General features: G+C 64.3%; 18 protein-coding genes and 1 pseudogene. 13 read left to right on the forward strand and 6 right to left on the reverse strand.

Annotation, left to right across the window (positions count from 1 at the left end; genetic code table 11):
• The first annotated feature begins 190 nt into the window (after positions 1–190).
• Entirely contained in the window at positions 191–2,377 is a 2,187-nt protein-coding gene (locus tag PQR02_RS03390; protein ID WP_408225462.1) for a tetratricopeptide repeat-containing glycosyltransferase family protein, read from the forward strand.
• Here PQR02_RS03390 and PQR02_RS03395 read toward each other — a convergent pair.
• Entirely contained in the window at positions 2,316–2,720 is a 405-nt protein-coding gene (locus PQR02_RS03395) for a molybdopterin-dependent oxidoreductase (protein ID WP_408225465.1), read from the reverse strand. The genes PQR02_RS03390 and PQR02_RS03395 overlap by 62 nt on opposite strands.
• A gap of 166 nt (positions 2,721–2,886) precedes the next feature.
• Positions 2,887–3,555, reverse strand: coding sequence for an O-methyltransferase (locus PQR02_RS03400; protein ID WP_408225468.1), 669 nt, complete (start codon positions 3,553–3,555; stop codon positions 2,887–2,889).
• 289 nt (positions 3,556–3,844) lie between these two features.
• Between PQR02_RS03400 and PQR02_RS03405 the strand changes: the two genes are divergently transcribed.
• On the forward strand, positions 3,845–4,729 hold the full coding sequence (locus PQR02_RS03405; protein WP_408225471.1) for an NAD(P)-dependent oxidoreductase: 885 nt from the start codon (positions 3,845–3,847) through the stop codon (positions 4,727–4,729).
• Between the two features lie 28 nt (positions 4,730–4,757).
• Here the strand turns inward: PQR02_RS03405 and PQR02_RS03410 are convergent, their stop codons facing one another.
• Both PQR02_RS03410 and PQR02_RS03415 read right to left on the reverse strand, forming a co-directional pair.
• A complete protein-coding gene (locus PQR02_RS03410) occupies positions 4,758–6,065 on the reverse strand; it encodes a LysR family transcriptional regulator (protein WP_408225474.1) in 1,308 nt (435 codons plus the stop codon).
• Positions 6,062–6,763 carry a GntR family transcriptional regulator gene (locus PQR02_RS03415; protein ID WP_408225477.1) on the reverse strand — a complete coding sequence of 234 codons (702 nt, stop codon included), beginning with the start codon at positions 6,761–6,763 and terminating at the stop codon, positions 6,062–6,064. The genes PQR02_RS03410 and PQR02_RS03415 overlap by 4 nt, the downstream gene beginning before the upstream one ends.
• A gap of 390 nt (positions 6,764–7,153) precedes the next feature.
• On the opposite strand from PQR02_RS03415, the gene PQR02_RS03420 reads away from it, so the two are divergent.
• From PQR02_RS03420 to PQR02_RS03455, 8 genes and pseudogenes are all read left to right on the forward strand, one after another.
• Positions 7,154–7,999, forward strand: coding sequence for a gallate dioxygenase (locus tag PQR02_RS03420; RefSeq protein WP_408225480.1), 846 nt, complete (start codon positions 7,154–7,156; stop codon positions 7,997–7,999).
• Positions 7,996–8,355, forward strand: coding sequence for a protocatechuate 3,4-dioxygenase (locus tag PQR02_RS03425; protein WP_408225483.1), 360 nt, complete (start codon positions 7,996–7,998; stop codon positions 8,353–8,355). The genes PQR02_RS03420 and PQR02_RS03425 overlap by 4 nt, the downstream gene beginning before the upstream one ends.
• Positions 8,356–8,714: 359 nt before the next feature.
• A complete protein-coding gene (locus PQR02_RS03430; protein ID WP_408225486.1) occupies positions 8,715–9,257 on the forward strand; it encodes a hypothetical protein in 543 nt (180 codons plus the stop codon).
• Positions 9,258–9,336: 79 nt separating this feature from the next.
• Positions 9,337–10,557: pseudogene (locus PQR02_RS03435) on the forward strand (porin).
• 211 nt (positions 10,558–10,768) lie between these two features.
• A complete protein-coding gene (locus PQR02_RS03440) occupies positions 10,769–11,308 on the forward strand; it encodes a carboxymuconolactone decarboxylase family protein (protein ID WP_408225489.1) in 540 nt (179 codons plus the stop codon).
• Between the two features lie 135 nt (positions 11,309–11,443).
• Positions 11,444–12,301, forward strand: a complete 858-nt coding sequence (locus PQR02_RS03445; RefSeq protein ID WP_408225804.1) for a helix-turn-helix domain-containing protein — start codon at positions 11,444–11,446, stop codon at positions 12,299–12,301.
• Between the two features lie 219 nt (positions 12,302–12,520).
• Positions 12,521–12,775, forward strand: a complete 255-nt coding sequence (locus tag PQR02_RS03450; RefSeq protein WP_408225807.1) for a fibronectin type III-like domain-contianing protein — start codon at positions 12,521–12,523, stop codon at positions 12,773–12,775.
• Between the two features lie 320 nt (positions 12,776–13,095).
• Positions 13,096–13,899 carry a hypothetical protein gene (locus tag PQR02_RS03455; protein WP_408225491.1) on the forward strand — a complete coding sequence of 268 codons (804 nt, stop codon included), beginning with the start codon at positions 13,096–13,098 and terminating at the stop codon, positions 13,897–13,899.
• Between the two features lie 163 nt (positions 13,900–14,062).
• Here PQR02_RS03455 and PQR02_RS03460 read toward each other — a convergent pair whose 3' ends face one another.
• Together PQR02_RS03460 and PQR02_RS03465 are read right to left on the reverse strand one after the other, a co-directional pair.
• Complete coding sequence (locus tag PQR02_RS03460; RefSeq protein ID WP_408225494.1) at positions 14,063–15,106, reverse strand: BON domain-containing protein; 1,044 nt, start codon at positions 15,104–15,106, stop codon at positions 14,063–14,065.
• Between the two features lie 108 nt (positions 15,107–15,214).
• Complete coding sequence (locus PQR02_RS03465; protein WP_408225497.1) at positions 15,215–15,856, reverse strand: DsbA family oxidoreductase; 642 nt, start codon at positions 15,854–15,856, stop codon at positions 15,215–15,217.
• 271 nt (positions 15,857–16,127) lie between these two features.
• On the opposite strand from PQR02_RS03465, the gene PQR02_RS03470 reads away from it, so the two are divergent.
• The 3 genes from PQR02_RS03470 (at position 16,128) to PQR02_RS03480 (ending at position 20,075) form a co-directional block, all read left to right on the forward strand.
• Positions 16,128–16,841, forward strand: a complete 714-nt coding sequence (locus tag PQR02_RS03470) for a 2OG-Fe(II) oxygenase (RefSeq protein ID WP_408225810.1) — start codon at positions 16,128–16,130, stop codon at positions 16,839–16,841.
• 235 nt (positions 16,842–17,076) lie between these two features.
• A complete protein-coding gene (locus PQR02_RS03475; protein WP_408225500.1) occupies positions 17,077–17,979 on the forward strand; it encodes a LysR family transcriptional regulator in 903 nt (300 codons plus the stop codon).
• Positions 17,980–18,122: 143 nt separating this feature from the next.
• Entirely contained in the window at positions 18,123–20,075 is a 1,953-nt protein-coding gene (locus PQR02_RS03480) for an aconitase family protein (RefSeq protein ID WP_408225503.1), read from the forward strand.
• The last annotated feature ends 151 nt before the right edge of the window (positions 20,076–20,226 follow it).

Below are 20,226 nucleotides of genomic sequence, written 5' to 3' on the forward strand. Positions count from 1 at the left end.
ATGGTCGGGATAAAGGCGGGGGCGATTCTAACATTGCCGCGCGATCTTTTCTCCCGTGATGCCGCTTATAGCGGCGGATTAGACGGCTAAAAGCCGCTCATTTCTCCGCGTTGGAACCACCTTGAATCCCTTAAGCTGCGTGGTGAAATGCCGATCGCACCGACGGCGCCGACCCTACTCGCCAGCACTCATGACGCCCACGCAGACGCTCGCCTCTCCGATCGCCGACCTCAACCAGCGGGCCGTCGCGTTATGTTCGGCCGGACAGTTCGCCGAAGCATTGTCGATGGTGACGCCGTGGCTCGACGACACCACGCTGCCGAACGACGCACGGGCCGACTCGTTGAACATCGCCGGCGCGTGTTGTTTCGCGCTGCGCGACATGACCGATGCCGAAAGCCACTGGCGCCACTGTCTGCGCGTCAAGCCCGACTATGCCGACGTGTACGGCAGCCTCGGCTCGCTATTCCAGTCGCTCGGGCGACTGTCCGCCGCGAAGGCGATGTATCGGCAACTGGTCTCGCTGCGGCCCGATCACGCCGCCGCGCATCACCATCTCGGCAACGTGCTCTACGGACTCGGCTACAAGGAAGAAGCGGAAACGTCGTATCGCCTGGCGGTGACGCTGCGCCCCGACTATGTCGAAGCGCACTACAACCACGGCATCCTGCTGTGCGATCTGCGCCGCCCGGATGAAGCCGAAGCCGCTTATCGCCGGGCGCTGCCCGGACTGCAAAACTACCCCGAGGTGCACAACAACCTCGGCAACGTGCTGGTGGCGCTCGGCCGCATCAAGGAGGCCGACGCGGCGTACCGCCAGGCGCTGACCCTGCGTCCGCAGTATCCCGAGGCGCTGAACAACCTCGGTGGTGTGCTAAGGGCGGTTCAGCGGCTGCCGGAAGCCGAACTGACCTTCCGCCTCGCGCTGACCGTACGGCCCGATTATGCGGAGGCCCATCTGAACCTCGGCGCAGTGCTGGTGGACCTCGCGCGTCTGCCTGAGGCCGAAGCGGCTTACCGCCAAGCGATCGCGTGCCGCCCCGACTACGCCGAGGCGCACTACAACGTCGGCATCGCGCTGTTCAGGCAGGAGCGTTTCGACGAGGCCGAGCAGGCCTATCGTGAAGCGATTCGCTGCCAGCCCGGTATCGCGCATGCGCATAACAACCTCGGATGCGTGCTCCGCGTGCTCGACCGTTTCCCCGAAGCGCTCGATGCGTTTCAACGCGCGCTCGACGTATGTCCCGGGATGGCCGAGGCGCATTCCAATCTCGGCAGCGCGTTCGCGCAACTCAGACGCGTGCCCGAGGCGGAAAGCGCATACCGCCGGGCGCTCGCACTACGCGCCGATTACGGCGACGCGCGCTTCGGTCTGGCCGGGCTGCTGCTCGGCATGGGCCGCTTCGAGGAGGGCTGGGCGCTGTACGAGTGCCGCTACGAACAGCCCGCGTTCGTCCATCACAGGACCCGCGCGATGCTCGGCTGTCCGCAGTGGCTGGGCGGTTCGCTCGCCGGCAAGTCGCTGCTGGTCTGGCAGGAAGACGGCCTGGGCGACATGCTTCAGTTCAGCCGCTACTTCGCAATGCTGAAAGCTCAAGGGGCCGCGCATATCGCCTTCGCGTGCGCGCCGGCGCTGCATCGGCTGATGGCCCAGGTGGACGGCGTCGATGCCGTGCTCGATCACACCGCCGCGCAGGCGCGCGCTGCGGACTATGACTGCTGGACGAGTCTGTTGAGCGCACCGCTGTATCTGCACACCACCATCGATACGATTCCGCGCGCCGTGCAGATCACGCTCGAGCCGGCGCTCGTCGAGCAATGGCGGCCGGCGTTGGACGCGCTGCGGTCCGGCCGCAAGATCGGTCTGGTGTGGAAGGGCAACGCGAACCACCATAACGATGCGAACCGCTCGATGGCTTCGCTGGCGACGCTCGCGCCGCTCTGGAGCGTACCGGGTCTGGGTTTCGTGAGTCTGCAAAAAGGCCAGGGCGAAGACGACGCGCGCCATCCGCCCGCCGCTCAACCCTTGCTCGATCTCGGCACGAAGGTGACGGATTTCGCGGACAGCGCCGCGATCATCGCGCAACTCGATCTGGTGATTTGCGTGGATACGTCGATCGCGCATCTGGCCGCGTCGCTCGGCAAGCCATGCTGGGTGATGCTGCCGGAACGAGATGTGGACTGGCGCTGGATGCACGAGCGCGACGATTCGCCGTGGTATCCGACGCTGCGCCTGTTTCGCCGCGCGCCGGGCGAGGGCTGGGCGGCGTCGGTCGAGCGGGTGAGGCAGGCGTGCGTCGAGCGGTTCGGCGCGGCTACGTTTCGCTCAACTGCAGAGGGTAAAGCCCCCACGGAGACAGCTCGAAGCGCTCCTTGAGCGGCTTGGCCGACAACTGCGGGATAGTGTCCGCATCGAAGATCGCCCATAAGAGCCCCACGCCGCCGAGCAGCAGCGGCTTGCCGTCCATCTGCGTGGCGACGATGAAGCGATACGCGCGCACCGTGTCGAGTGTGGTCGTCACCGCATAGCCGTCGACCGCGTGAAGCAGGACTTGCGTGCTGCCCGCGCCGGGCGCGCCGACGTAGTCGAGCACGTCGGTGAGCAACGGGCCGCTGAACGTGTGCTGGCGCGAGTCGTATTCGATGGTGGGCTTGATCGTCACAGCCTTCATGCCGGCCAGCAACGACAGATCGACGCCATATGCCTGCGAGAATTTCACCTGATGCTTCGCGAGCAACGGGTAATGCCTCCGTCTGTGTCGTGGCTACGCTTTATATATGGCAAGGATTCCATATCTTCTTTGCACGTGCCGTGTCATCTGCCCGTCGCGATGCCTGCGCTTCTTCGCAGGGTGATGTCGAAGTCGCGTGATCGACCCGTTCGCGCTAGGCCGACACGATCGACATGGAAAATCCATCCCATCCTTTGATGCCGACCGTTTGCACGGCAGTCGAGTCGAGCTGCGGATTCGTCGCAAGCAGCCTGAAATATTCATGCAAGCCGACGACGTCGGGATCGGTGCTGTGCTGATCCGCGATGCGGCCTGCGCGAATCACGTTGTCGCCCACGATCAGCGTGCCGGGCCGGCTGAGTTGCAGCGACAGGCGCAGATAGTCCGGATAGTTCTTCTTGTCGGCGTCGAGAAAAATCATGTCGAAAGGTTCGACGCCATCGGTCACGAACTTCGCGAGTGTTTGCGCGGCAGCGCCCATCACGATCGAGACGATGCCCGACAAACCTGCCCGCTCGACATTGGCCCGCGCCACCGCCGCGTTGTCCGGATTCATTTCGAGCGAGATCAGGCGGCCGCCGGTCGGCAGCGCGCGCGCCAGCCAGATCGTGCTATAGCCGCCCAGCGTGCCGACTTCGAGAATGCGCCGCGCGCCGCGCAGCTTCGCCAGCAGGTGCAGCAGCTTGCCCTGGTTAGGGGCCACGTTGATCGGCGGTAGACCGGCCGCGGCACTCGCGTCCAGCACTGCATCGAGCACGGCATCGGGCGCCAGCAGCCGGCTCGTCAGAAATTCGTCCATCGCGTCCCATTGTTTCTGAGTCATCGTCTCACCCTGCTTGTCGAATTGGAGGTGCTTGTATGTTTGTAGCAGAAAAGCGCAATGGGTACTGTTTCGCAGCGCATGTTCGCGATGCAGTATTTGGCCGATAAGCAAATGCGATGGCATGGCACGCTGCTTTAAGCGTTCCCAGAACTCGTCCAATACCTACAATAGTGCTTGGCACACAGCTAGAACGGTGGCTCGAAATGACACACGGCGCGACATTCCCCACGACCTTGCGGCGCTTTGACGGCGCAACCGGCATCTTCTCTTCGCTGCGGGAAGCGCGGCGATGAGCGGCCCGACTCGCATCGCCACGATCGCTTTCATCGGCTTCGGCGAGGCCGGCGGGATACTCGGCGCGGCGCTTGCCGCGAAAGGCGTGCAGGTGTCGATGTTCGATCTGCGGCGCGATGTTCTTCGTGACAAGGCGCTGGCTGCGGGCGTGCGTGTCGCCGACACATTGCAAAGCGCGCTCCACGGCGCGCAAGTCGTCGTCTCGGCGGTGACCGCGCAAGCCGATCTAGAGGTGGCGCAAGAGGTCGCTCGCTGCATCGAAGCGGAGCAGGTGGTCCTCGATATCAACTCGGTCTCGCCGCACACCAAGCAGCACGCGCAGGCGTGCATCGAAGGCGCGGGCGCGCGCTACGTCGAGGCCGCCGTGATGGCGCCCGTGCCGCCGTATGGTCTCGCGGTGCCGATGCTGCTGGGCGGCGCTGACGCCGCTCGCCTCGCGCCCATGCTCAACGTGTTGGGTTTCGATGCGCGAGCGGTGTCGGCGAAGGTCGGCGTGGCCTCGGCCGCGAAGATGTGCCGCAGCGTGATGATCAAGGGCATCGAAGCGTTGACCGTGGAATGTCTGCGCGCCGCGCGGCACTACGATGCGGAGTCGATCGTGCTGGCCTCGCTCGCGCAGACGTTCGGCAAAATGCGCGACGACGCGGACGTGCCCGGCTATCTGGTCAGCCGCGTCGCCGAACATGGGCGCCGGCGCGCGGCGGAAATGCGCGAGGTTTCGCAGACGCTGCAGGAGGCCGGTATCACGCCGTTCATGAGCGAGGCGTGCGCGCGTTTGCAGGACAGCATCGTGGATGCGATGCAGACGGGCGGTATCGACTACGGCACACTGCCCACGCCGTTCGACTGGCGCGCTTTCTTCGACGAGTTGCCGGACTAGCCGCGCTGGGCGCCGTCGCGCGCGGCGCTCAGGCCGCGCCGAGGGTGACGGTGCGCGTCACGTCGACCACCGACAGCCGGATCGCGTCGATCAGCGCGCGCGCGGCCGGCGACGGCGTGCCCGCCGCGCGCACGGTCAGGCCGATGTCGCGCCGCGTGTTGTGCAGTTGCACGTCGAGCACCACCAACTGCCCGGAGCGAACCTCGTGATGCAATTGCTGCGCCGACAGCGCGGCCAGCATGTCGGTGCCCAGCAACAGCCCGCGTATCACCGCGAGGTCGGCGGTCTCGACGGTGGGCAGCGGCGGCTTGACTTTCCTCCGCTTGAATTGCGCTTCGAACAGCCCGCGCGCTGGCGAGTGGCCGCGCGGCAGAATCCACCGCGCGTCGCGCAAGCCCATGATGGTGAGGCCCCGCTCGCGGGTCAGCGGATGATCGCGGCGCACCAGCACCACCATGTCTTCCGACATGAGGCGCTCGTTCTTCAGGCCGCTCGACGCGTCGTTGTCGCGCAGCGCGCCGAGAATGAAATCGATGTCGCCCGCGCGCAGGCCCGCCACCAGCGTCTCGTAGGCGCTTTCGTCAGTGACCACGCGCACGCCCGGATTCTCCGAGCTCATGCGCGCAATCGCTTTGGGCAGGATCAGCGTGCGCCCGAGCGGCAATGCGCCGACCGTCACGAGACCCTGAATCTTGCCGTGCAACGCGGCGATATCGTCCGGCACGTGCCGCAGTTCGTTCAATGCGCGGCGCACGTGCAGCAGAAACGTTTCGCCTTCAGTGGTGAGCAGAATCCCGCGCGGGCTGCGGTGAAAGAGGCTCAGGCCCGAGCCGCTTTCCAGCACGCGAATCGCGGTACTCACCGCGGGCTGGCTGATGCCGAAGGTCTTCGCCGCGCTCGGCATATGCCGGTGCCGCGCGAGTGCCACGAACAGTTGCAGTCGCCGCGTGTTCAGCAGATAGGCGGGCAATGAGCCTTCCGCTGCCGGCCGGCGGCGCGCCTGGCGCGCGGCGCACCACTGCGCAACCTCTTCCAGTTCCGCGAAAATCCGCTCGCAACGATGCAGCACCGCGCGCCCGACCGGCGTCGGCAGCATGCCCGACGGGCCGCGGTCGAACAGCGGCTCGCCGAGCGCCGACTCCAGCTCCTGCACCGACCGCGTGACCGCCGATTGCGCGCGAAACAGCGCGGCCGCGGCGCGCGTCGCGCTGCCCATCTCGGCGACGAGGCGGAACGCGCGCAGTTGCGCGAGGTTGAGCAAGTCCTTGCTGTTGAGGGACGACGGCGCCTTGAGAGGCGCGGCGTGAATGGCGAGAGCTGGGCTGTCGCTCGTCATGCGGCACCCGCGATCAGATGCAGCGACGGCAGCGACAGGTTCAGGCTTTCCTTCGAGATATGCGTGTGTTCCTTCATCAACGCTTCCACGCGCGCGCCTTCGCCTTTTTTCAGCGCATCCGCAATCGCGTGATGCTGGCGATGCGCGTACATCAGCATCATGAACTGGCGCTCGCGCGCGGCTTCGTCGAAGGCGATCGTGAAGGGCGACACGAACGGGATCTTGTCGTTCAGACTCAACGCGGCCGAGACCGCCACGTTCTGCGCGGCGTCGACGATCAGCGCGTGAAAGCGGCCGTTCATCTGCGCATAGCGCACGTCGTCGCCGGGCTGCAGTTGCCGCTGGTTGAAGAGGTCGTCGCCTTCGCGCAGGCAATCGTCGAGCGCCGCCGCCAGCGCCGCGCCCACGCCGTGTTCGGCGACCGAGCGCGCCGCGAGTCCTTCGAGCACGCCGCGCACGTCGATCGCGTTGAGCACGTCACGCACGCTGAAGCGGCGCACCACGTAGCCACGCCCCCCGGAGCGGTCCAGCAAGCCTTCCGAGGACAGCACGCTGAGCGCATAACGCAGCGGCGTGCGCGACACGCCGAGCCGCTGCGCGAGTTGCGCTTCCACGAGACGCTGGCTGGGCGATAGCTCGCCGGCCAGGATCTTCTCGCGCAAGGTCTGAACAATGGCCTGCTGGGTCGTCTCGTTCATCGTCGTGTACTCGTCCGAAGGTCCGAAGTATAGCCATGCGCGCAGCGCCGCACCACGCCTGCAAACGCTGCTTGCGACTTCTTTTCAAGGCCATCTGTTCTGTTTATCGCCAGCTGACGGCAACGGGGCGAGGCCACAGCTCGCCAAGGCGGTTCGGGATACCGACGGAGTCATACGCCACGCGGCTTGCAGCGCTGCGTCGCACCCCGCGCAGCGGCGTTGGGCATGGCTTCGGCCCATTACCTTACGGCCGGCTGCGGTTTACCCGTACTTCCTGTTCGACGGCACAATTCCTATCTTTGTATCCCAAGATGGTCGCGCTGGCGAGGTTGCTGGTCACGAATACCTATCCGATTGGCGTGCGGCACCAAGTAACGGAAGACTACGAATATGGCAAGGATCATTGGCGGCATCGGCACCTCGCATGTGCCCACTATCGGCATGGCGTACGACAAGGGCAAGCAGAACAATCCCGCGTGGGCGCCCCTTTTCAAAGGCTACGAGCCGGTTGCGAAATGGCTCGCGGACCGCAAGCCCGACGTGATGGTGATGTTCTACAACGATCACGCCAACAGCTTCTTCTTCGACTGCTATCCGACCTTCGCATTGGGCGTGTCGGCCAGCCATGAATTCGCGGATGAAGGCGCGGGCAAGCGCCCGTTGCCGGACATCGCCGGCCATCCCGATCTGGCGATTCACATCGCCGAGCAGATGGTCGCCGACGAGTTCGATCTGACGATCTTCCAGGACCGGGCGCTCGATCACGGCTGCAATTCGCCGCTCTTGCTGATGTTGCCGCACGACGGCGGCTGGCCGATGTCGCTGGTGCCGCTGGAAGTCAACGTGCTGCAGTATCCGCTGCCCACCGCGAACCGTTGCTACCGGCTCGGCCAGGCGCTGCGCCGCTCGATCGAATCGTTCGAGCAGGATCTGGACGTGGTGGTGGTCGGCACGGGTGGCCTTTCGCACCAGGTGCACGGCGAGCGCAGCGGCTTTAACAACACCGAGTGGGACATGGAGTTCCTCGACCTGATCGTCAACGACCCGCAGCGTCTCGCGGCGATGAAGCATGTGGACTACGTGCGCCTGGGCGGCGCGGAAAGCGTCGAGACGATCATGTGGCTCGCGATGCGCGGCGCACTCGGTCCGAAGGTCCGCGAACTGCATCGCAACTACTATCTCGCGACTAGCACCGCGATGGCCGTGACGATCTATGAAGACGAGGTGGCGCAATGAATCCGCAACTGATCGGCGTCGAAGAACTGACCGGCACGTATCCGTTCGACATTCGCCAGAGCATGAAGGCGATGCGCCTGAACCGCTTCTTCTGGCAGATGCGCGAAGCGCCGGCGCGCCAGTTGTGGCTGGAAGACCGCAGCGCCGCGTATGACGCGGCCGGGCTCACGCCGCAAGAGCGCACGCTGGTCGACAACACCGACTGGATCGGCCTGATTCGCTATGGCGTGTGCTTCTTCGTGCTCGAAAAATTCGCTCGCGTGGTGAAGATCACGAACCTCGGCATGTACGCCAGCATGCGCGGCGAAACGCTCGAAGCGTTCCTGAAGACACGCAGGGTGCCTGACGCCGTGTAAGCGCGCTCGACCCTGCCGGGCCGCCCGGCGGGTTTTCACTTCGATACCAACAAGACCCCGGATTCGATCGAAATCCGGGGCGGACCCGTATTTTTCCCAGAGACACGCATGACGTTTGCACACCCTCTGGCGCCGTTCATCGACGCGCGCGTAGCGCCGCGTTGCCGACGGCTCGTCTTTGCTTCGTGTTCTCCCATTCGCGCTTTCGAAGAAACGCGGCTGCCACGCAGCGCGCCGCCTTTCGAGGCCGGCCCGCTGGCTGAAGCCTGAATCCGCGCGCTGTAAAGTCACGCGAGTTCGTGTGGCCGCTTGCCGCGTGCGCCCTGTCGTAGGTGAAGTGGGTTTCGAGGAGAGCAGACATGAGCGGCAATTTCGGCATGAGCGGAACGGAACTCCGCAAGGGTATGAGATCGAGGGATTCCGAGTCGCCCGGCTGCAAGGCGACCTTGCGCGCGGGGGTGATCGGCGGACTGGTCGGTGCGGTGGCGATCTGGATTTACGAGGCGCTGGTGTGGGTCGGCGCGCAGCATCTGATGCCGCTCGCCGGCATTCCGCGCAACGCGACCGGTCTCGTGTTCGGCAAGCACGTGCAGGAGTCGCTCGGCATCGGGGCGTACGTCGTGGGGACCGGCATTCACTTCGTGTTCGCGGCGGAGTGGGGTGTGCTGTTCGCGGCAATCTGGCCTTACTTCCGCCGGCGCGGTTATGAGGCGACGCTGATCGCGTTGTTCTACGCGGTGATCGCGTGGATCGTCATGCACGTGGCGATCATGATCGCGTCGGACAACCACCCGAACTACTACGACCCGGCAGTGATTATCGGCGGGTTCATGTCGCACATCTTTTTCACCGTGCCGCTGGCTTTGACCGTCAAACGGCTGTTGCAGCCCGAGCGGTATTAACGCAAAGGGTTCGGCGCACCGGGGGGTGTAGCGCAGAAAAAAGTATTTCAACGAGACATAAAACCTGGAGATCCTAAGAATGATTAAAAGTATCAGACGAGTCGATGCGGTGTTGTTCGGCGCAGCGATGGCTGCCGCCCTGCCTGCTTTCGCTCAAAGCAGCGTCACGCTGTACGGCATCGTCGATAACGGGCTGTCCTACACCAACAACCAGGCGTCGCTCGGCGCGACCAGCGGCGGCAAATCGGCGACCAAGATGACCCCCGGCGTGTGGGCGGGCAGCCGCTTCGGCCTGAAGGGTGCGGAGGACCTGGGCGGCGGCACGAAGGCGATCTTCCAGCTCGAATCCGGCTTCAATTCGGCCACCGGCGCGCAGCAATACACCAATGCGATGTTCGGCCGCCAGGCCTGGGTCGGCGTGACCAACGCGAGCTACGGTACGTTGACGGCGGGCCGCCAGTAGGCGTCGTATTACCAGATGCTTTCGCCCTATAGCCCGACGACCTGGCTCACCGGCTATTACGGCGCGCACCCTGGCGATATCGACGGCCTCGATACGATTTACCGCTCGAACAACACGCTGGAGTACACGTCGCCGAAACTCTTCGGTCTGACGGTCAGCGGCTCGTATTCGCTGGGCGGCGTGCCGGGCAGCTTCAATCGCGGCTCGACGTGGACGACCGGCGCGCAGTATGCGCTGGGTCCGGTCGGCTTCGCGGTCGGCTTCTCGCGGATCAACAACTCGACCCTCGGCGGCGGCGCGTGGGGCGCGGATTCGACCACCACGAACGGCGGCGCGCAGATCGGCGTGTCCGCGCTGACCAACGGCTATCAGACCGCACAGGCGCAACAGCGCTTCGCGGTGGGCGGCGGCTAAACGTTCAACAGCGCATGGGACGTGACGGCGACGTATTCGAACGTGCAGTACATTCCGGGCACGGGTTCGAAGTTCCACGACACGGCGATCTTCAATACGGGCGGCCTCGTGCTGCACTGGAAGCCGGTCACGGCGTGGGATCTCGGCGCGGGCTACAGCTACACTCGTGCGACACGCGCGAACGGTATCGACGACAACGCGCAGTACCACCAGTTCAACCTCTCCGAGTACTACTCGCTGTCCAAGCGCACGGGGTTGTACGCGCTGCAGGCTTATCAGAAGGCGAATGGCAAGACGCTCGGCACCAATGGCGCGGGGCAGATCATCGACGCCACGGCGACGCTCGGCGACGGCTACAACACGACGCCGTCTTCTTCGGGCAGCCAGTTCGCGGTGGGTGTGGGGATCATTCACCGCTTCTGATTCGAGGTTCTTGTAGAGAGTGAAGCCGGGTTCCTTGAGCCGGGCTTTTTTGTCGGTGTCATTCGCATGGGTATCTGCTTCATCGCGGAGAGCACGGCTCAATCGATTCAAACCTATTACATCGGAGGTAATTGGCGAGCCTCTTCGGCGCGCCTAGTCTTCGGTTGTCGCGCAGTTCATTTCGAGCCGCGTTCACCATCGAGGACACATCATGTCGACATTCCAGATTTACGCTATCGACTCCGCGCCGGATCAATCCAAAGCGGTATTGCGGCAACTTCAGCAGACCTTCGGCTTTATCCCCAATATCGCGGGAGCGATGGCGGAATCGCCCGTTCTGATCGACGCTTTCCTGCGTCTGTTCCAAAAGGTCCATGCAGGCACTTTCACGGAAGCACAAATCCAGACCCTGCTGTTGACGAACGCAGTGACCAACGCGTGTTCATGGGCGGTGGCGTTTCACACGGCGTTGGCGCTGAACGAAAGGCTTGCACCCGCCGATGTCGACGCGATTCGCGCGGGTAGGGCTCCCGCGCAGCGCCAGCATGCGGCGCTTTCGACGCTGACGAAAATGTCGATCGAAAAGCGTGGCCATCTCGACGAGCGCGACGTGAACGCGTTTCTCGAAGCCGGTTTCCGGCGCGACCAGGTGTTCGAAGTGCTTGCCGTAGCAGCTGCGTCGACGATTACGAACTACGTCGGCAATATCGCGCAGCCGCCCTTGGAGGCGCGGTTCCAGGCGCATGCCTAGCGTGCCTGAGGCTTTTCTTTCCAACCCAGGATGGGTCGGCGGCAGGGAGTATGCTGACTCACCGAGTTCGGTGATCGTGCAAAGTCCGCTGATCACCAGACTCTGTGTTCCTGCCGACATGCGGAAAAGAAAATGATGAAGCCTGCCAATCCAGTCAAGAGAACGCCGCCGAACGACCTCGGCGCGCTGTTGCGTCACTGGCGAGATATGCGCGGCGTCAGCCAGTTGGACCTGTCGTTCAATGCCGGCGTCTCACAGCGTCATATCAGTTTTATCGAAAGCGGACGCAGCGTGCCGAGCCGTCAAATGTTGATGGATCTCGCGCAGACGCTCGACATCCCTCTGCGCGAACGCAATACGCTGCTGCTGGCCGCGGGCTATGCGCCGATGTACGCCGACGCCGCGTGGAATGCTCAGGAAATGCAGAGCGTCACGAAAGCGCTCGCGCGAATGTTGCGCCAACATGAGCCGTTCCCGGCACTGGTCATGGACCGCTACTGGAACGTGTTGATGACGAATGAGTCTGCGCCGAGGTTTTTCAATTGCTTCATCGATATGGCGGCGCGCAAGGGGCCGCCCAACATGCTGCATCTGATCTTCGATCCGGAGGGGATGCGGCCGTTCGTTGCCGATTGGCAAAGCGTTGCGGATAGTCTGATTCAGCGCGTTTATCGCGAGTCGGTGGGCCGTGTGATCGACGATACGACGCGCGAGTTGTTTGCGGCGTTACGCGCGTATCCCGAGGTGCCTGCGGATGCGCATTCCGCCCATTTGTTCAGCGCCGATGCGGGCGCGGCTGCGGCCATGCCGGTCATTCCGATCGGCTTCGTCAAGGATGGTCACGTGCTGAACTATTTCTCGATGGTCGCGACCGTGGGTACGCCGCAAAGCGTCGCGGCGCAGGAGTTGCGGATCGAATGCATGTTCCCTGCGGATGATGAAACAGAAGCGCTGCATGTGGAGATGCTTGAGGCGCTTTCGCAGCAGGATTGAACTGGCGCGTTGAGCCGCATCTGGAGGGCTGATGCCGCGGCGGCACCAGGCGCCGCGTGTTGTCCATTTTGACCGGTCACCGCTTTTCGTTCAGCGAAGTGCTGACGCAAACGCGTATCGACGAAGCGAGGGCGCTGCTCGCACACACGCCGATGCCGATCAGCGAGATCAGCGAACGCCTTCACCGTCAGGAATACGGGCTCGCGTGCCGGCTCGGAAATCACCGAGGTCTATGCCGCGCTGCCGGCCGGTCTGGGCGAGCCGCCCAAACGCCTCGTCGGTTGGCAAAAGGTCGCGCTGCAACCGGGGCAGTCTCAGCAAGTCAGCGTATCGATTGCGCCGAAGCTGCTGTCGACATGGGATGCCACCGCGCATGCGTGGAAGCTTAACAATGGTGCCTATCAGTTGATCGCTGGGGCGTCCTCTCGCGACCCGAACGCATTGAGCGCATCGGTCACGATTGGAGGGCATTGACCGCACCGTTGCGGCCGCCGTGGGTCGCTCGAGCGGCGTGAGCGGCTCGGCGATCTGAGTGGTTCAAGCCGGGCGCGCTGGCCGCAGACGCCTGGAAGCGCGGTACGGATGTCGACTGCCGTACCCCTTGCTCAACTCACGCCGCATACTTCCAATCCGGTAATGCGTCACGCCGCGCATATCCGTAGAAAAAATTATGCCCACTCCAAAAGAATGTGCTAGAAAATAACAATTGCACGGGGCACAGCCAATAGCCGCACGGGGCCAGCGAGCAAACGATCTTGGGCTTTCAAAATTCTTAATCGGCCGCGAGGTGGATCATGAGAATAAAAACGCTGTTAGGGTGCGGGGTGACGACGGTTGCGTCGATGCTCACGCTGCAATGTGGCCTCGCATGGGCCGATGGCCCCGAAGCCGCGTATGGCGCGGACGAAGCGCCGGCCGGGTCGCTCAGTCCGGACGAGTATCAGGTCAATGCCGACGGCATGAAAGAAGACCCGAAGGCGAAGATGTCGGACGTGGCGCGCGCGTATCGCAATGGCTATATCAATCGCGGTAAGGAAGATCAGGCGGGTTACGACGCGATGATCGACTCGCACAACCACGGCCAAAGCCACCCCACGAATACGCAGGTTGCCCGGGTGGATGTGCCGCCGTTGCCCGCCGGCGTCCCTGAAGACGACAACTCGAAGTACACGACCATCCCGCCGCAACCTCGCCAGTACGCGCAACGACAGGCAGCGCAGCCGCGTCAGGTACCGCAGCCGCCGCCGCAGCAGGTTCAGCAGGTGCAGTACCGGCAGGCTTATCAGGAACCGCAGTACGCGCCGCCCATGCCGATGCAGTACCAGCCGATGCCCGAGTATGCGCAGGCGCAGCCGCAGCCGATGTATGCCGAGAGTCAGCCGGTCTATGTGCGGCAGGAATACGCGCCGCCGCCGCCCGTCCAGTATGTGCCGGTCTACGCCCAGCAGCAGTACGAAGAGATGCCTGTGGTGGAAACCGTGATGCAGCCCGTTGCGCCGCCTGTCGCCTATCAGATGTATCGGCCGCCGGTTTATTGGGGTGCGCCGCGCGTGTACGCATACCGGGCGCCGGTGGTGAGCTATCGCATGTGGCGGTAACGCGTTGCCTGCTTGCTGAACTCGAGACGCGGAGTCGGCAGGGAAGGCGCCGGCCACGAAACACCGAAGACAGTGTGCGGATTTGAATAAGACCCGGCGGCATCGCTCCTCGTGAAGCGATGCCGCCGGGTCATGAATCGAATCGGTGGCGGCGTGCTGGGGATCACGCGCCGCTGCTGTGCCTCGTGCGCACCGTCAGCCTGTTCGATACCGACCGGACTCCCCGAACCGACCTTGCGGCATTTCCAGCCCGCTGGATCTGCGAGCGCTGAGGCACGTGGCCGGTCAGTGTCACGACGCCGTGGCGCGCCTGCACATGAATAGCCGACGAATTCAGCCCCGTTGTGCGTGTGAACGCCCGGCGAACGTCTCGGACCACCTGGCTGTCCGATCTCGCCCGGGACGACGATGACGACGTCGTGACTTGCGGGCTTTGCGTGGGCGCATCGTTCTGCATGCCACCGGTGGTCTGCGCATCAGCGTAGGTCGCGCAAATCGCGATGGCCACGGCGGCCATCGCACCGATCATTCTTCTCGCGCCGTTTGTCTTCACTGTTCCTCCTTTGCCGGGTTTCCGGGCTTTGCCGTTCAAGCTGCGTGGTGCCAGCGGGGCGAGGCAGCGAAACACGATGCCGCCTCGAGAAGCGTATTCGATCGCCGCAGTGATTATATGTCGCGATGGCGGCCTCAACGGGAGCTTCGCGGCTTTGCCGTGTCGCCGTTGTTTGTCGTGGACGGAGATGGGCGTCGGCTTGTCCTTTGCCGCCTGAGTCGCCAGAGAGCGGATTCCATTTGCGCGGTTTCGCGGCCGATGCGCGCAAGCTCCTGGGTATCCCGGGTGTAGTAGTTGGCCAGTCTCAATTGCGCGTAGCGGAGCAGCGCGGCCTTCATCTGCGCACCGATGGGCGCGTCCACCAGATCGGCCCGCGCATATTGAGTGTCGATCGCGTTGGCTTCGTTTTCTTCGAGACTTTTGCGCTGGTCGTAGCGGTTGACCCGCCATCGAAAGACTGAAGCCGATGAGCAGAGCCAGCAAGGTCAACGTCGATGTCTGCACCACGCTGAAATCGTCCCGTTCATCTTCGGGCAATGGCGCGCGGTGCCGCAGAACAAATGCGCCGAAGGCCATGGCGGCGACAAAAAGCACGAGAAGCGAGATAAACAGAACGGCCGGTAGTCGACGATTGCTGCCATGCTTTGCCTCCATTGACAGAATTTCCTCAACCAGCGCGTCGGCGCGGGGCCGGCGCCGCGGATGCAAACCCATCCACCGCCCGGTCGCCGAACGCGCTTGCAAAACCACCGCCGTCACATGCTATTGCTCGGCCAGAACCTGCTCGATGACCTTCACGAACTGCTCGACCGGTTGCCCGCCGGTCACGAGATATCGACGGTTGAAGATGATAGCGGGCACCGACTGGATGCCCATCTCCTGATTGTTCTGTTCTTCCGCGCGCACCTCGTCGGCATATGCGCCGCTCATCAGCACGTCGCGCGCTTCGGCGGCGTTCAGTCCCACGGATTGCGCGGCTTCGATCAGCACGTCGTGATTGCTCGGGTCTTTGCCCTCGGAATGATAAGCGCGCAGCAGCGCAAGCTTGAGCGGCAACTGCGCCCCCTGGATGCCCGCCCAATGCAGCAGGCGGTGCGCATCGAACGTGTTGTAGACCCGCGTGCGCGGGCCGAAGTCAAAGCCGACGCTTGCGCCGCGCTCGCGGATCATGGCCTGCGTCTCGGCGATCTGCGCCGGCGTGCGGCCGTACTTCTTGCCGAGATAGTCAACAACGGCTTCGCCGTCCGGACCCATCTGCGGGTTCAGCTCGAACGGATGCACGGTGATCTGGGCATCGACGCTGCCGGCAACGCGCACCAGCGCGAGTTGCAGCGAAGAGAGGCCGATAGCGCACCACGGGCACGCGATATCGGAGACAAAATCGATGGTGAGCGCTTGTTTCATTGCTGTCCTTACGGGAATGGCACGTGCGCGACCCGCATGAGACGGGCGCAGCTGAGGCCGACAGCGTAGCCTGAATCGGCAACTCCTGCAGGATCGCATGTTTCTTGCTGCAGAGGTGCAAGCACCGCTGAATGGGACCGCAAGACCCGGAGTGTTTTGTTTGCGCCGCGCCCGTACACTGGTTCGATCCAATCACATTCCAGGAGCCGGCTGCGAGCGCAGCCGCCACGCAAGTATGAGTTCATCTATGGAGAAGACCGCCGTCGTCACGATGGCCGCGACGATCGCGCAACGGATCGACGCGCTTGACTGGCCGGGTATCGAACAGGATCTCGACCTGTATGGATGCGCCGCCGTGCCGCAACTCGTCGCGCAGTCCGAATGCGACGCGCTGACGGCGCTCTATGCACGCGACGATCTGTTTCGAAGCCGCGTCGTCATGGCGCGTCATGGTTTTGGGCGCGGCGAATACAAGTACTTCGACTACCCGCTGCCGGACATGATTGGCCAATTGCGCACGGCCATGTATCCGCATCTGGTGCCGGTCGCGAACCGGTGGAATGAAGCGATGGGCATCGACGTGCGTTATCCGCCGAAGCACGCGGATTTCATCGAGCGCTGCCATGACGCCGGACAGGTCCGTCCGACGCCGCTGATCCTGCAATACGGCGAGGGCGATTACAACTGCCTGCACCAGGATCTCTACGGCGAACACGTGTTTCCGCTTCAGGTCGCCATTTTGCTGTCGGAACCGGGGCGGGATTTTACGGGCGGCGAGTTCGTCATGACGGAGCAGCGGCCGCGGATGCAGTCACGCGCTGAGGTGGTGCCGCTCGCGAAGGGCGACGCGGTCGTGTTCACGGTGAACAGCCGGCCGGTAGAGGGAACGCGCGGCCCGTATCGCGTCAAGCTGCGGCACGGCGTGAGCCGCTTGCGCTCGGGACGGCGGTACACGGTGGGCGTCATCTTCCATGATGCGCTGTAAGTTGGCCGCAACGCCGTTACGCTAAACCTGCGTGACTGCGAAAATCGACGCGTCACGGCGCGAGCGATGGCGAGCCGTCATCGTCTGCGTTGCTCGATATGCGACGAGTGGCATGAACCGCACGGGCGGCATATCATTCGCCAGCCACTGCCGCCGGCTTTGGCGAATTCCGCAACCCGCGTCACAATCGGGCAACCGAGGGGAACCGAGGGGCAACCGAGCGCCGGCCGACATCATGGAAAACCTCCTCAAAAAACTCGACCTCACTTCGCTGCGCCTGTTCGTCGCCGTGTGCCAGGAGCGCAACATCGCACGGGCGGCCGAGCGCGAGTTCATCGCGTCGTCCGCCGTGAGCCGGCGCATCGCCGAGATCGAGGCGATGATCGGCTTGCCGGTGATCCAGCGCCAGTCGCGCGGCATCACCGTGACGCCGGTCGGCGAGACCGTGCTGCGCTACGCGCTGGCGATCATCGGCAACATCGAACAGATGAGCGCGGAGTTGTCGCGCTTTTCGTCGGGCGCGAAAGGGCGCGTGCGGGTGGTCGCGAATCTGTCGTCGATCGTGCAGTTTCTGCCGGAAGACGTGGCCGCGTTCGGGCGCGCGTTCCCCGAGGTGTCGATCGAACTGGAAGAGGAAAACAGCGCCGACGTGCTGCGTATCGTCGACGAGCACGGCGCGGACTTCGGCATCTGCAATCCGGTCGCCGGCAGCGAAGCGTTCGAGCAGGTGCCGTACCGGCAAGACCGGCTCGCAGTGCTGGTACCGGGCGGCCACCGGCGCGCCGGCGCGCCGCGCGTGGCGTTCGGCGAACTGCTGGAAGACCGCTTCGTCGGACTGCGCAGCGAGAGCGCGCTGACGCGGCTGCTCGCGCAGGAGGCGGGCAGCGCGGGTCGGCAACTCGACGTGCGGATGCGCGTCAGCAGTCTCGACGCGCTGTGCCGGATGGTGCACGCCGGGCTCGGCATCGCGATCGTCCCCGAGCAGGTCGGGTTGCTGTACGTGAACGCGCTCGACGTGCGGCTGCTGTCGTTGACCGATGCATGGGCCGTGCGCCGCCTCATCATGATCTTCAAGGCGCGTGGGCAGTTGAGCGCGAGCGCGGCGGCGCTGGTCGGGTTTCTCGGCAGTCAGCCGTAGCGCGCACGCGCGAGGCGGCGCATCGCGACTCATCGCAACCCCAGGCTCGCGAGCATTCGCCAACCGAGACGGCAGCGTTGCCGCACCGGCACTTCGGCATCGGCCTTGCGCGCCGTATAGTTAGCGCGAAGGAGGATGCATTGATGAGCGACACGATTCGTCTGGACGGCCGCGTGCTGTACCTGTCCCAGGACCCCGCGGTGATGGACGCGCAACTCGCCGGCAGGAATTTCACGCGCGCCACGGCCGGCGCGCTGCGCGATAACGTGTCCACCGACGAGATCACCCCCGTGACCGTAATGCTCACCTATGACGAACGCCTCGGCCAGTATCCGTATGTCGGCTTCAAGGCGGGCGAGCGCATGCCGATCGGCCGCAATGCGGTGAAGGACGGCGGCTTCCAGGTGACGGTGGCGGGCAAGCGCTACGGCAAGGGCTCGTCGCGTGAATCGAGTCCGCTGGCGGAACTGTCGGCGGGCATCCGGCTGATCGTCGCGGAGAGCTTCGAGCGCATCTATCAGCAGAACTGCGACAACATCGGCATTCTCACGACCACCGATTTCTCCGTGCTCGATCGTCTGATCACAGGCGAAGCGGTGCCGATCGACGAGTTTCTCAAAGGCCGCGACGCGCTCACCCAGCAGATCATTCGCAGCGGCGGGTTGCTGGCGTACAGCCGCTTCGCGGACTGGCCCGCGCCGCGTGTGCGCGACCATGCGGGCAATGGCGCGCAAGCCGCCGAGCCCAGGACGCTGGTCGAAAAAATCATCGAGCGCCACCTGCACCCGGGCATCGCGCACGCGGAGCGCGGCGACGGCGTGTTCATCGCCGCCGACTGGCGCTTCAGCCACGATTACTTCACCGGCATGTGCGCGCATCTGATGCATCGCGCGTTCGGCAAACCCGCGCCGTTGCACGCGCCGGATCACATCATCGCGTTTCAGGATCACCTGGTGCTGGCGCCGCAGAGCATTCCGCACGTGCGCGACGGCCTGTTGCCGGGCGTCGCGAATCTGATGGAAGGTCACACGTCGTTCTCGCGCGATTATCCGGTGCGCTCGCACGGCGCGCTTGAGTCCATGCCGGGTTCCGAAGGCATCTGTCACGCGCTGATGGCTGAGCAGTATGTCTTGCCGGGCGAGGTCGCGTGCGGCACCGATTCGCATACGCCGCATTCGGGCGCGCTCGGCTGCCTCGCGTTCGGCGCGGGCGCGACCGACATCGCCAATAGCTGGGTCACGGGCTACGTGCGTTGCAAGGTGCCGCAGACGCTGCGCATCGAGATCGACGGCCGCTTGCGCGACGGCGTGACCGCGAAGGACGTGGTGCTGCATCTGCTGCACATGGATGCAATCCGCGCGGGCGGCGCGATCGGCCTCGTATTCGAATACGGCGGCGCGGCGGTGCGCGCGATGTCGATCGACGAGCGCGCGACCTTGACCAACATGGTCGCGGAGCTGGGCGGCTTCACCGGCATCGTGGAGCCGGACGAGCGCACGGTGGCGTTTTTGAAGGAGCGGCGCGGCGTCGATTTCACGCTGGAAAGCTGGATGAAAAGCGACCCCGGCGCGGCCTATCACGATACGATCCGTATCGACGCTGGCGCGCTCGAACCGATGCTTGCGCGTCCGGGCGACCCCGGCAACGGCGTGCCGGCGCCGCAACTGGAAGAGGACGTGGCGATCAATATCGCATACGGCGGCTCGTGCACGGCGGGCAAGCGCGAGGACTTCGATTTCTATCACGAGGTGCTGCGCTGGGGCGTCGAGCAGGGGATGCGGGTGCCCGAGGGCACACGCCTTTACCTGCAATTCGGCACCATGGCGGTGCGAGCGTATTGCGAGGCGCAAGGTTATTTGCCGGTCTTCGAACGTGCGGGCGTGACGCTCGTGATGCCGGGCTGCGGGTCGTGCGCGAACTGCGGGCCCGGTCAGTCGGCCGATGCGAGCGACGTGACGATTAGCGCGATCAACCGTAATTTCCCGGGCCGCTCGGGGCCGGGGAATGTCTGGCTCGCGAGTCCGTATACGGTGGCGGCGAGCGCGCTTGCTGGAAAAATCACCACGTTCGAACAATTGAAGCGCGCACGCGGCTAGAATGCTGGCCAGACCCTGGGGCCGGCATCGTGGGGCGTGCGTCGCGCGAAAGTATTGAAGGCCGGCACCCGAGTGGGCTCGACGGGGTTCACTTTTGGCTAGCATTACCAGCAACTGGCTTGCGTGCGACGACGCGCAACTACGTTGCATG

It is taken from the genome of Paraburkholderia sediminicola, from assembly GCF_046026895.1.
GTDB classification, from domain to species: domain Bacteria; phylum Pseudomonadota; class Gammaproteobacteria; order Burkholderiales; family Burkholderiaceae; genus Paraburkholderia; species Paraburkholderia sediminicola_C.